Source organism: Paenibacillus sp. EKM10P (genome assembly GCF_011800655.1).
Taxonomy (GTDB): domain Bacteria; phylum Bacillota; class Bacilli; order Paenibacillales; family Paenibacillaceae; genus Paenibacillus; species Paenibacillus polymyxa.
The window spans coordinates 1-11,675 of the sequence record NZ_JAALET010000026.1 but is presented as its reverse complement, the minus strand read 5'-3'; the positions used below and the strand labels follow the sequence as shown (position 1 = coordinate 11,675).

Annotated in this window: 23 protein-coding genes; all 23 read left to right on the top strand. The window is 44.3% G+C overall.

Going from position 1 to position 11,675, the window contains the following annotated elements; translation table 11 throughout:
- A partial coding sequence (locus HFE01_RS26165) for a hypothetical protein (protein ID WP_167442886.1) occupies positions 1-194 on the top strand: 194 nt, incomplete at its 5' end.
- 68 nt (positions 195-262) lie between these two features.
- Positions 263-958: a hypothetical protein gene (locus HFE01_RS26160; RefSeq protein WP_167438805.1), complete on the top strand. Its 696-nt coding sequence runs from the start codon at positions 263-265 to the stop codon at positions 956-958.
- 35 nt (positions 959-993) lie between these two features.
- Positions 994-1,545 (top strand): hypothetical protein, encoded by a 552-nt coding sequence (locus HFE01_RS26155; protein ID WP_167438806.1) that lies wholly within the window; start codon positions 994-996, stop codon positions 1,543-1,545.
- A 189-nt stretch (positions 1,546-1,734) separates the two neighbouring features.
- Complete coding sequence (locus HFE01_RS26150; protein WP_207714833.1) at positions 1,735-3,030, top strand: fibronectin type III domain-containing protein; 1,296 nt, start codon at positions 1,735-1,737, stop codon at positions 3,028-3,030.
- 4 nt (positions 3,031-3,034) lie between these two features.
- Positions 3,035-3,187 carry a hypothetical protein gene (locus HFE01_RS26145; protein ID WP_167438808.1) on the top strand — a complete coding sequence of 51 codons (153 nt, stop codon included), beginning with the start codon at positions 3,035-3,037 and terminating at the stop codon, positions 3,185-3,187.
- Between the two features lie 5 nt (positions 3,188-3,192).
- Complete coding sequence (locus HFE01_RS26140) at positions 3,193-3,636, top strand: hypothetical protein (RefSeq protein ID WP_207714832.1); 444 nt, start codon at positions 3,193-3,195, stop codon at positions 3,634-3,636.
- 117 nt (positions 3,637-3,753) lie between these two features.
- Positions 3,754-4,044 carry a hypothetical protein gene (locus HFE01_RS26135; RefSeq protein WP_167438810.1) on the top strand — a complete coding sequence of 97 codons (291 nt, stop codon included), beginning with the start codon at positions 3,754-3,756 and terminating at the stop codon, positions 4,042-4,044.
- Positions 4,045-4,055: 11 nt separating this feature from the next.
- Positions 4,056-4,199, top strand: a complete 144-nt coding sequence (locus HFE01_RS26130) for a hypothetical protein (RefSeq protein ID WP_167438811.1) — start codon at positions 4,056-4,058, stop codon at positions 4,197-4,199.
- Positions 4,180-4,584 (top strand): hypothetical protein, encoded by a 405-nt coding sequence (locus HFE01_RS26125; protein WP_058831543.1) that lies wholly within the window; start codon positions 4,180-4,182, stop codon positions 4,582-4,584. Before HFE01_RS26130 ends, HFE01_RS26125 begins: the two co-directional genes overlap by 20 nt.
- Positions 4,581-4,937: a hypothetical protein gene (locus tag HFE01_RS26120; RefSeq protein WP_151256158.1), complete on the top strand. Its 357-nt coding sequence runs from the start codon at positions 4,581-4,583 to the stop codon at positions 4,935-4,937. The genes HFE01_RS26125 and HFE01_RS26120 overlap by 4 nt, the downstream gene beginning before the upstream one ends.
- Before the next feature lie 6 nt (positions 4,938-4,943).
- Positions 4,944-5,600: an ATP-binding protein gene (locus tag HFE01_RS26115; RefSeq protein ID WP_167438812.1), complete on the top strand. Its 657-nt coding sequence runs from the start codon at positions 4,944-4,946 to the stop codon at positions 5,598-5,600.
- The gene (locus HFE01_RS26110; RefSeq protein WP_167438813.1) at positions 5,575-5,919 is read left to right on the top strand and encodes a hypothetical protein; all 345 of its coding nucleotides are present in this window, start codon (positions 5,575-5,577) and stop codon (positions 5,917-5,919) included. The genes HFE01_RS26115 and HFE01_RS26110 overlap by 26 nt, the downstream gene beginning before the upstream one ends.
- A complete protein-coding gene (locus tag HFE01_RS26105; protein ID WP_167438814.1) occupies positions 5,916-6,260 on the top strand; it encodes a hypothetical protein in 345 nt (114 codons plus the stop codon). The genes HFE01_RS26110 and HFE01_RS26105 overlap by 4 nt, the downstream gene beginning before the upstream one ends.
- A 626-nt stretch (positions 6,261-6,886) precedes the next feature.
- Positions 6,887-8,092, top strand: coding sequence for a protein rep (locus tag HFE01_RS26100; protein ID WP_167443049.1), 1,206 nt, complete (start codon positions 6,887-6,889; stop codon positions 8,090-8,092).
- Between the two features lie 75 nt (positions 8,093-8,167).
- Positions 8,168-8,395 (top strand): hypothetical protein, encoded by a 228-nt coding sequence (locus HFE01_RS26095; RefSeq protein WP_167438799.1) that lies wholly within the window; start codon positions 8,168-8,170, stop codon positions 8,393-8,395.
- Positions 8,385-8,567: a hypothetical protein gene (locus HFE01_RS26090; protein ID WP_167438800.1), complete on the top strand. Its 183-nt coding sequence runs from the start codon at positions 8,385-8,387 to the stop codon at positions 8,565-8,567. The genes HFE01_RS26095 and HFE01_RS26090 overlap by 11 nt, the downstream gene beginning before the upstream one ends.
- Positions 8,548-8,910, top strand: coding sequence for a hypothetical protein (locus HFE01_RS26085; RefSeq protein ID WP_167438801.1), 363 nt, complete (start codon positions 8,548-8,550; stop codon positions 8,908-8,910). The genes HFE01_RS26090 and HFE01_RS26085 overlap by 20 nt, the downstream gene beginning before the upstream one ends.
- 263 nt (positions 8,911-9,173) lie before the next feature.
- Entirely contained in the window at positions 9,174-9,767 is a 594-nt protein-coding gene (locus tag HFE01_RS26080) for a DUF3967 domain-containing protein (protein ID WP_207714831.1), read from the top strand.
- A gap of 769 nt (positions 9,768-10,536) precedes the next feature.
- Positions 10,537-10,872, top strand: a complete 336-nt coding sequence (locus HFE01_RS26075; protein WP_167438803.1) for a hypothetical protein — start codon at positions 10,537-10,539, stop codon at positions 10,870-10,872.
- 1 nt (position 10,873) lies between these two features.
- The gene (locus HFE01_RS27680) at positions 10,874-10,999 is read left to right on the top strand and encodes a hypothetical protein (RefSeq protein ID WP_260403136.1); all 126 of its coding nucleotides are present in this window, start codon (positions 10,874-10,876) and stop codon (positions 10,997-10,999) included.
- Positions 10,987-11,148: a hypothetical protein gene (locus HFE01_RS26070; protein ID WP_167442883.1), complete on the top strand. Its 162-nt coding sequence runs from the start codon at positions 10,987-10,989 to the stop codon at positions 11,146-11,148. Before HFE01_RS27680 ends, HFE01_RS26070 begins: the two co-directional genes overlap by 13 nt.
- A complete protein-coding gene (locus HFE01_RS26065) occupies positions 11,132-11,293 on the top strand; it encodes a PTS ascorbate transporter subunit IIC (RefSeq protein WP_155617218.1) in 162 nt (53 codons plus the stop codon). Before HFE01_RS26070 ends, HFE01_RS26065 begins: the two co-directional genes overlap by 17 nt.
- Positions 11,290-11,523 (top strand): hypothetical protein, encoded by a 234-nt coding sequence (locus HFE01_RS26060; RefSeq protein WP_058831551.1) that lies wholly within the window; start codon positions 11,290-11,292, stop codon positions 11,521-11,523. The genes HFE01_RS26065 and HFE01_RS26060 overlap by 4 nt, the downstream gene beginning before the upstream one ends.
- Positions 11,524-11,675 lie beyond the last annotated feature (152 nt).

The following is an 11,675-nucleotide window of genomic DNA, read 5'->3' as shown; positions in this document are numbered from 1 at the left end:
CAGCAACAGTAGATTTATCGGGGGTTACGCTACCCCTAACACCAGCGGATGGTTTGTCCGCAGCGTCCGGCTTTATGAGCCTGTTTGGTGGATGGACAGCAATCGGGATTGGTATTGCGTTCGCGTCGATCATCATCGGCTTTATCTTTTGGTTGGTTAAAAAAGGTAAGTCGGCCGCTGGCACTGGTAAGTAAAAATGCAGCATCACAAATAGCCCAGACGATCTACTGTCTGGGCTATTTTTACAGAGAGGACAGACGCGATGAAAAAAATAGGGTTAACGCTGTTAATTATTATGCTGCTTAATATTCCGATGCTGGCCTTTGCAGCTGTGCCGAAGGGCAATATTAAGGTGCCTGACGGTGGCTTTGAGGTGACTATACCGAAAGGTACATCCGGTACCTTTGCCGCGAAGGCTTCGAGTGGAGGTACCAAATTTGTACCGTCCGAGGGCGGAGGAAAATACTACATAGCCAGTATCCGTTTTAGGGTCAAAGGAGCGTTAAGCAGCAAAGTATACGCCACAGTGACCTTTGGCGATGGATACAAAATGAAAATAACCAGTTCGATAGACGGTAAGCCTGTAGACGTTGGCACAACAGTGTTCAGGGCGCATAAAAGCAAGGGCGTATCTATCTCTCTTACATCCGATGGCAGCGCAGAAAAGTTCCTAAAACTGGCTGAGTACGGATTTCTGCCGGATGCGGAACAGGGAGGGACAACAAGCCCCCCGACACGGGCGGTGGGGGGCAAACAACGCCTACCACACCGCCAACAGGTGGCAATGGTAACACAGGGGGCGGCGGTTCCGGTACCGGAGGAACTACAGACCCACCGAGTAATGGCGGTGACGATTCCGGTGGCCAGGATGATGGAGGAGCCACCGATCCAGGAGACGACAGCGGCGGCGGTGACGATGGGGGAGCATCACAGGCATGTGACCCATGCGAGAACATAAAAAAAGCCTTGGAATGTCCAGATTGGGACACGCTTATGGGGCAGCTTACTGGAGCAGTTGCCCGGGCCATACCACCGCCGCCGGATTGGGACAGCGTAGCGGACAAAATCGGTTTTGCTACTGTTAATCACCTTCGTAATTATGTTGGTGGTGTTCCTGAGGCTCCAAGCCAGGAAGAGATAAACCAGGCAACTACTGCTCCGTTACCGCAGCTTGACATATCCACGAGGGAGCAAGATACCCTAACTCCTAAGGTTCCAGGCGAGTTTGAAAATGGCCCGATCAAGTTTGACATTGCCAGCACTCCGGCCGTTGAGACAAAGGACGAGTCTAAACCCTTTGTGCTCAGTGACCCAAAGGAGGGCATAGACAGCGTGGATATAGAGAAGCCGAAGAAAATGGAGCTGGAAGAACCGCCTGTACCTAAGCCAATCATTTTTGACATACCGAAGCGAGAAACACCACCGACGACAGTGGAAGTACCTAAGCCTGGGAAAATCATTTTTGATATACCGAAGCCGCAAAGCCAAACGGTTGATACACCTACGCCTAAAGGGGCAGAAGTTGAAATTCCAATACCGAAATGATGGGGGGTGGTGTAAATAAACAGGTTATTAAAGGACTTATTTTTGGTTTCCATCTTGATCATATTTTCATTCTTTGGTGCTGTATCTACCTATGCCGCAGTGGACTATTCTAAAGGCTTATTAGACGGAAAACCTATAGATTGGGTTAATTTTCGGGGTGGTGCTCCAACTGGAACGCAAACAAGTTTAGTGACGGATGGCAACCTAGATAGCTATGTAGTGCTTGACCCTTATGTACTTAGCTATACATTTCCTGGGGCGGTAGACGCTGAAAATATAAAAATCCGTTATCGGGTGGACGGTGGCTCAGATAATGCTCTAGTCGTTACCATTTTGTATGCTGATGGATCAACTAATTTGGTCAGATTGGTAGGTAGTACAGTTACAGATGGAGTGATTCCATTAACAAAGCCTTTGAAAAAATTCACGTTGAGTAAGTCTAACGGATTTAACAGATACATCTATGAACTCAATGTTTTTGGTATACCAGATACCACACCGCCGGCCATGCCGACGGGATTTACTGGAACGGCTGGCGATAGCACTGTTACCCTTAACTTTGGTCGAAACACTGAAACGGATTTTAGTCATTATGTGCTGTACACAGACGGTGTACCTAAAAAATATTTAGATGCTGAGGTTAATCTTGAAAAAACAAATAGCAGAAAGATTCTGCTTACTGGACTCGTTAATGGTAAAAAATATACGTTTCAGCTTTCAGCCGTTGACCAAGACGGAAATGAGAGTAAAAAAACAGTGGGAATGGTGCTTACGCCTAATCCACCGCCACCGCCGGATACTACCCCACCGGAAGTTCCAGAATTACAAGGGCAAGCAGGAAATGGGATGGTTACATTAAGGTGGACTGAAAGCAGCGATGAAGATATATCCGGGTTCATCGTATATCAGGATGGAAAACAAATAACCAAGCTCGGGAATTTGACAAGCTACGTTGTAAAGCGTCTTGAGAATGGTCGGAAGTATAGTTTTACTGTGTCGGCGTATGACCTTACGGGAAATGAGTCTGCTCAATCAAATTTAGTTGTCATTGCACCGCAAAACGTAATGACAGACACAGAGCAAGAAACAGGGCCGGACTATTTACTGGTGAAATGGTCGAAGACAGAGGGAGCTATAGGATATCGTATCTATCTCAATGGCCGTTTAATCAGCAGCGTTGGGCCTACGGTTTTTGAATATAAGATTACCAGAGCAATGGGGTATATTCCTGGTGTCATATCGAACAAGGCCGAAGCCAGGGCGATACTAGCGGACGGTTCAGAGGGGGGCAGTAACAACCCTACAGCTCCGGTGCTTGAGCTTGCAGATGGATATGGCGTAGGGGATGCGTTCAAGGCAGGTATAGAGTTTGTTAAGCTGCTTAACGGTTGGGTGCTCATAGCTTTAGCCATTGTCCTGGCAAACATGATGATTGCATTTCTTTATCTGTTAAATAAAAAATACAAGATTACACAAAGGGGATGATTACATGTCCAGTATGGAGTTGTTTCAGTTCGCGGCGAAGCAATTAGCCTACATATCCGCGCCATTGATCATATTTACGGCCATTATGTATTCTGACCGGATCATTCACGAGATTTTCGCTATTGTCTATAAAACTCGTAAAGTATTACCGCGATGATTGGTTTGATACTTAGATCCTCCTGGACATTTTTTGAACGGCTGCTGCGTAGGGGATTGGAGTTCGTTTCTTACGTTTTGGGAGTCGTGTTCCAGGCTCTTTTTGATTTTCTAAAATTTTTATTTCGACCAGTATTTGTTGTTATAGCTCTGATACTTTACCTGGTCTATAAAATCGCCATGATTGCGTGGCTGCTGATACAAGTTTTTTATATGATCGGCAAAATCATAGTCGCCGTTGTGAAAGGTATTTTTGTCACTTTGGCCGGATTTACTTACGTTGCAAGATCGCCAGATGATGGCGTTTGGTCCCCTATTATTCGTAATGTAGCCCAGGGCCTTAATTACTTCCAGATCGACACACTGTCCTATGTGCTGCTGTTTTTAATTTGGTTTGCTGTAGCCTGGGGAGTCATACGGATCATCGGCAGTATACAGATGGGAGATTGATGTAGAAAATCCGGACGTTAAAAAAGTGGCCAACTCATTCCGGAAAGTGAAAACCGAACATTAATTGGATCCACGAGCTGCCGGCAGACACTTATATCCGAACAATGAGGTGATGGAGTGTATGAATACTTCTTGCCGACTGGCTTACGTAATGCAATAGATTCCATCTTTGCGCCACCGCTGGAGTTTCTGACGATGGCCCGGGACTATCTAAACCACGTTAGCCAGGTTGCAGGACATGGCATTAACTTAAACAACTATTTCGTATTCTTCGGATATCTTCCGGCATCGATGCAGGCCGTTGTAAATTCGCTGCTGGCCGGAATTGTTATCCTGGGGATACTCCAGATCGTGAAAGTCATTATAAGGCTATATTACGCCATCAAGGGCGGAGCTCAGTGGTGGTAAGGAGGTAGGACATGGAAGGTAGTGTATTTAGTTATTTCTTTGCGATTGGGTCAGGTCTGGCCCTGGGCATAGCCTGGGTAACGGTCTTGTCGTTTTGGATATTTAACAAGATGAAAAATAAAGGAGCTGCGAAAAATGCGATTGTTCGGAAATAAAAATGAAGAAGTGGAATACTTACCTCAGGACGTGCTGGTTGTTCTCCAGAACGACGGTACGGCGGCCATAGCGCCGATTACAGACATTAACGACGAACGGGTCTATGCGGAGTCTATGGACGGCAATTACGCCGTACCAAAGGCCGATGTGAAGGCGTACACGGGGCCACGTGGCCGGATATTTATGTATCCGACGATAACCGAAAACGTAGAGGACTGTCAGCGGATTGCTGCGCTGGAACGGAGTACGGTTTTGCGTCAGATTACGCACTTTGCGCCGGAAGTGGCCGAGGAAGGTCGTAGGCTGCCGCTTGGTAAGATTATTCTGATCGGTGGGGGGATTTTGTTCTTCCTGATCCTGGTCATCTCAATGGTGAGTAAATGAGTACACATGACAACGCAGATAAGATACAGTCCGTCATAAATGATGATCTATTTCCCAACGTGCAGCATGTCAGCGATGTAAAGCAAGTCCTGGCGTTTATGTCTGATTACGCGGCCCCGTTTTCGGAAGACCAGGTTCGGGCGCTGCTTCTCCTAGAAAGCATGGGCAATAACACCAGGCTGCACCCGGAGGGCAATCCATACAAGACGATTATTAAGCAGATTAAGCAAGAATTTAAAAAATCCGTTGCACGGCCAGAAACATTCCTGCGTACCATCGAGGAACTCATACCAAAGCCGCCTAAGCCGATTATTATGGCCGATGGACGAGCCGTTCGCGGTGGAAGGGGGTAACGGCCTATGCCGCATATAATCGGCGTTGTGGGCAACCTGGGAGCCGGGAAAACGACAACGGCCAGCATGATGGGCTGGCTATATAAAAATAAAATTGAAAAACGAGGTGGTCATGTGCAGCTTTTTGCGAATTATGACCTTTATGGAGCTGAACGGATGAAGGTTGCAAATGACTGGTTTAAGGTGGCAGAGGCCCACGGTAGCATATGTGTGTGGGACGAAGCGCATCGGTCATTTGACTCTCGTAAATCGCTAAGATTCGAAAACACACTAGCTACGGATTTGCTGACATTTGTCCGCAAGATGGCGAGTATACAGATATTTGCAACGCCGAGTATTAACCGTTTGGATACGCGGATAAGGGACATGTTAGAAGTGCTCATTCATGTCCGGCCGATGGGCAATAAGGGGGTTGTACTTGATTATTACGATTTCCAGGCCGATAGTTTTGGGCCTAAAGGACAATTCTTGCATTCCAGGCACTTGGGCAGTGGTAAGCTGCAGCAGATTCACAAGCTATCTTTATTTGATACGCATTCATTTGTAGGCGGTTTTCCGTTGCCTAAAACGGAACGGGAAGCAGATGTATTTATGGAGCAACTCGAAAAAGTACACGACGAAGCCAGGAGGAAAAAACATGCCAACAATCGTACCAGCAAATAAAGTAAAACATGATCCGCAGGAGCTGCTGTTTCAATTTCCATCCATACCAAAAGTCCGGTATACGAGATTAAGCCAAGAATATTATTTTTGGCGCCAGGTGCAAAATGCTGAAAGCATAGCCGCTATGTTTGGTAGGCTGCTGATCCCGGCGAGCTGCATGCACTGGCAGCGTAAAAATTTATTTGAATCTCGACGTGTACAAGTTGGCCGGAACTATTATTACGTCTTAGAAAAAAAAGAACTGACGAAAACGGAACAAGCTAAATATATGGCTGTGGTTAAAGAAGTGGAATTAATAGAAGCGGAGGAAGTAGTATGACGAATAAGATTAAGAAATTTGTGGAGTCTACTCCTGGAATGGTGGTAGTTTGTCTAGCTGAAATTGCTATATTTGCAGCTCTGATGGTGTATGGTTATAACTATCTTTCTGAAAAATTGTTTGCTGGCATGACAGCAGCGCAATATCATCAAGCCATGCATTTATTTAACGAGATTGATAAATCGGATTCCATCGTATTTAGAAAAACAATGATGATGCTTTTTGGAAGCTTAGTGACCGTTGGACTTGTTGCAAGTATGCAGCTTATAGGCTTATTTCATGAGTTGGACAAGAAGAAACTAAAGAAGAGAATACAAGAGCTTGAAGCCTGCCAGGCATAACCCTGGTAGGTTTTTTTTTGCGAGGTCTAGCAAAAATTGATAGACGGTGGTAGAATTTTCATAACAAATAAAAAAGGCCACGTTTCACGGCGGCTAGAAGCTGGACACTTCTACGCTGCTTAACCGATAGTGAAGATCGGAGAAACAGGCGCGCGCTATAACATGGCTTTGGTTATTATTGTACCGGATTTGTCCGGCGTATACAATACCCCAAATTTATGATATAAGGCCCCTGTGTTTCCTTTGGATCGTCCATCGGAAGCGCAGGGGCTTTTCTGTTTGCTTGGTGCTAAAAGAGCCGTATGCAGCCGTCCAGGGCGCGCAGCGGCGTAGCGAACCCTTGACGAGCGGTTCTCAACTGCAACCCTTTAATGCCTCTCTGAACCGTCCGGTTCGGAGGGCTGACACCCGGCGAGGGAATAGGGATTCTAAAGGGCTAGCCCTTTAGCCGCCGGGGGCGACCTTGGTTCTAGGAGGTTTTTGATGGAGATTGTTTTGCAATTCTGGTTGAGTTTTTTTATCGGTATGTTGATTGTTTTTGCTGGCTGTAAGATTTTTAAATTATGGTAGTCTGTTGTGAATTATTCATATGGTGAAAAGTTCTAAATAGATGTGGAGTTGGTGTGATGGGTTCGAATTTTGGCGCTTCAGCGCCTCAGGCGCCAGAGGCGCCCTTGGTAATAACTACGAAATCGCCGTCACCCTGTTTTGAGCAAAATGGGGATACGGTGAAGAAAACGAGAGATAAGAGGGTATTTTCCCCGAAAAACGAGCAACCGCCTTTGGACGACCGTTTATTGAGGTATCAAATGCAGTCGGTGGCAAAACATATGTTGCCGAAAAACCGTGTCGGGATCTGTTTAAGGCATCAGATTGAGCGTTATGGCGGCGTGGACTTGTACAAACATAGGTCAACGCAGAAAGCTTTTTACGGTGGTCTGATGGTCTGCGGAAGCGTTTGGACGTGTCCAGTGTGTGCGAGTAAAATTTCAGAACGTCGCCGGACAGAGCTTAAAACGGCTTTTAAAGCTCATTTAGACGGTGGTGGTTATTGCACTATGCTGACATTAACTTTCTCGCATTCTTCTAGGGACAAATTGGATGATCTTTTAATAGCTTTAGGTAAGTCTATTAATAAGTTTCGTAGCGGCAAAAGGTATAATAATATTCGTAAGGAAATTGGATTAATTGGTAGTATACGGGCTTTTGAAATCACTTATGGGGTAAACGGCTGGCATCCTCATATTCATTTGTTACTTATGCATGATAATGAAATTGAATCTTGGGAATGGGCAGATATGGAGGACAAGTTATATAGCTTGTGGTCTGGTGCTTGTGCTGTTAACGGTCTGGAGTGTAGTCGTCAACATGGTTTGAAAATTCATGACGCTGCAGAGGCAAGTACATATATAGGAAAATGGGGCGACCTGATGGATAAGCGTTGGGGCACAGATTCAGAGATGACCAAGGCCAATATAAAAAAAGGTCGTGCTGGAAGTATGACACCATTTGATTTTTTGCGTGTGGTTATACAGGATGGCGATCTTGAGTATCAAGATAAATTTCAAGAATATGCGAAAGCTACAAAAGGTAAACGACAGCTTGTTTGGAGTCCTGGTTTGAAAGACAGATTTTTGATCGAAGAGAAAACAGATGAGGAAGTAGCGACTGAAAAGGTAGAAGAAGCGGATTTACTCGGTACGCTCGATTGGAAGGATTGGCGTTATATTCTGCATAATGATCTTCGTTTTAAATTGTTAAAGGAAATAGAGGAAAGCGGGTATGAAGCTGCGCTCGAAATTATTGGTATAAATAAAGAAAAAGCCCTCTAATCGTGGGGATCGGAGAGGCTTCAATACAAAATTCGATTAATTACATTGTATCATTCAGAAATGAGGTAGTAAACATTGAACGAGAAAGATTTTGTAAACAGAGAAATGGGTTTTTTATGTGAACTTGCTGACCTTAGTGACGAATTACAGGCGGCTTTTAAAATCTCTCTTAGGGAAGCTTTTAGGGAAGGATTTGCGCGCGGAGAAGATTATTCTAGGAGGCGTTTTAATAAGAAAATGTTAATTATTTCAGAAAAAATTTTAGGAGAGATAGAGGAGGAGAGACGAATAAATGATCAATAGAGATCGTATAGAGAGAATAACAAAGGTCATGGCCGAGTCGAAAATACGTTCCGAAAAATTTGTCCAGGATATCCGGCGGATAGAAAGTGAACGGGAAATGAACTTACTGGCCGCTGGTTATATGTGTGGGTTCGTGGATGGCACTTTGGAGAATGAAAACAGAAAGGGGTGAAGGTATGTTTTTCTTGGATGAAGAATCTGCTTCAACATTGCTTAGAGATATGATTATTGGCCTGTGTTTTGTATTTCTTGTTTTAGTTCCTTATTGGCTTAAAAATTGGAACGATATTCTTATTTTGACTTATGGAAGAAAAGAAAAATTGAGCTTTATATTCTACTTAACAAAAGAATCATATCGGATTATAGACATTTTGATCATGATTTATTTTCTTCCGCTTTGGCTGTTGCAAGGATTTTTTTATGTTGTATTATTTGTTGGAAAATGGATATTCGAAAAATTGAAACTATTTTTCAATATAACGATATTTACGAAGAGAGGAACTAGGCATGAATGAAATAATATCTAATTTTAAAGATATTATCTTTAGTATAACACGTGATGATATTGAGGCCGTTACCATGTTAATTCTTTCTATCGTGGGGATTCGTTTAGTGAGTAACCTTAAATATCCGCCAAGATAAGTTATGAGCAGCCAGGGCTTCCTGGTTGCTTTTTATTTGACGCGTCAACGCCTGGGAATCTATCATAGTATCATAACGAACAAGAAACGGATGAGAACGATATGAGAGGGTGGGTATAAAGTTGAAAACTGCTGATATGGCAAGGTTTCTGGACGTTCAGGCCGTTACGGTACGCAAGTATGCTACCGCGCTTGAGAAGGCGGGATATTTGTTTGAGCGTATCGACGGAAAGAATCGGGAGTACAACGAACAGGACGTTACGATCATGAAGGAATTGACAACGTTATGTAATCGTAGCGGCCTAGGGGTAGAGAAGGCCGCATTTGTAGTTGTGACGCGGTTTAAGGAACGATTGACGGACGATACTGAAAAGAGTTTTCCGGCTGTTTTAACGCCGGAAGAACGACATATAGAACGATATGGGGATGCATTGCAAATTATTCAGACGATCAGTGAACAGAATGCTGCTCTAATTGAACATATGAATCATCAAGATGAGGAAATAGCGCGGCTACACAAGCGTATGGACGAGCAGAATCACAATCTTTCCGCCATTTTGCGAGAATCGTTAGAAGCAAAAAGAATGATTGCAGCTACGAAGGAACGGAAATGGTGGAATTTCTTTCGTCGTAGCCCAGATAAGCTGGATCAGGGGGAGCGTGACCCGGAAACCGAATGGAATCGAAAGAAGCAAAGGGAACGCGATATTTACACGCCAGGGCGAGGATAAAGGGAGAGACTTACGTCTCTTTAGAAAGCAGCACGGTACCGATACGTTAACGGCATTTCTCTGTTTGGGAGAATGCCGTTTTTTGGTGTATGCTGAAAAGAAAAAAAAGAAAAGGAGAGGGATGCGAAAGGGAGAGGTTTTTTGGCTCGCAGTAGGAAACCGGAAAGTGAATTAACTAGAAGTATTTGCATTAACCTAAAGCAAAAAGTTATAACCGAGCTAGAAAAGGAAGGAAACGTAAAACATGTGATAGAAAGACTAATAAACGAAAAATACTTGGGTAAAATTACCCAAAAAAATATAGACAAGTCCTAATTTTTTTTTTATAGTAAACAAGAACGGAAAATACGTTCTCATTTTTCGTGTTACATCCTAGTAACTAGGATGTATGTCCAAACACAAGAAAAATTGTGCGATTTTTCGGAAACGTGCTGCTTTCTAACTATTGTAGGATACAGCACGGTGACAAATAGCGTGAGATGGTCTATTCTGTAAATAATTAAAAACCTGAATAGCAAAAAAGCCCTGTTAGGTGCTACCAACACCAACAGGACTTCGTCGGGAACTGAAAGCTACCAACTTTCAGAATCCCATAGGTCGGAGCGAAATGCCCTCGCTCGTCCCTCAGAACACTTTATGTTATTTTTTCCTGTGTTGCAATAGTAGCAATATGGTAAAAGTTTCTTAACGTGTGTATTTTTGAGAGATAATGAGGCGCAGCCGCTTATAGGCTGCGCCTCTTTTTTTGCGTTCAGTGTGGGGGTGAAAAATGAACCACGATGAAGCTCCAGCACAACCGGAACCGTCCATTTCGGCGCAGGAGGTACATACAGATTCGGTTGTGCAGCCGGATACGGCTATCCAACAGCCAAACCTGCAGCAAGCCGAACCTATTGAAGCACCAGCGGTAACGAAAGATGTATACGTAGTTAACCAGCCTTTGGAACTGCGTAGTCAACAACTGGTGGAGCTTCCAAATGGGGATTTTATCGCTTTTAGTAACGAAATGACTCTAGGTGATGCGCTTGTCAGTGCTGGTCTATTTTTAATTCTGGCGTTCCTGGTGTTGCAATGGCTGTTAAAACTATCGACGGGGAGAGGGTAACTTGTCATTCATCCATTTAGACCCTAAGTCGACGGCTATTGCGTTGTCGTTTGTCTTGTCTTTACCCGTGGCCGTGTCCATGATGGGCCATTTCTTGCTGGAGGTGGCTAAAGGGTGGAAACGCTGATCGGTGCCGCTTTGGTTTGGTTCCTGGGAAATAAAGATTTGATTAAATTGCTGGCTGCCTTTTGTTCAGGTCTTGGCGTAGTTGCTACGTCCTTTACGCTCTGGCACAGAACAAGGGAGGGTGATAGATACAATGATGGACATTTCTGATATTTGGGACTGGAATTTCTTTTGGTCGATGTGGAAGAACTTCATGAAAACGGGTTCCAATTTCGTTATGGTCGTGGTTGCGGTCGTTGTGGTGGGTATGCTTATGGCCGCTATCGTTAACGCCGTGAAAGGAAGGAAGACATGACCTTACATCCGATTGCAGACCCAACTGTAAACTATCCGAAAAGCTTCTTTGACCAGGATCGCATGACCGAGATTTTTCAAGTTACTAAGTACTTCATCAAGTACAATATGCCGATCGTCATGACGATCATAGCGGTGATTGTTGCGAGTATGGTCTTGTACGTCATCATTGACATTTTTCACAATGCCAATCGTAAACGCGATGAAGACGATGAATTTGATTATTACTAAGTGAGCTCAGGGGAAACCCTTCTCTATATAAAAAACAACACTTTCCAAGGAGGAATTTAATTATGGCAGCAACAGCAGCAACAGTAGATTTATCGGGGGTTACGCTACCCCTAACACCAGCGGATGGTTTGTCCGCAGCGTCCGGCTTTATG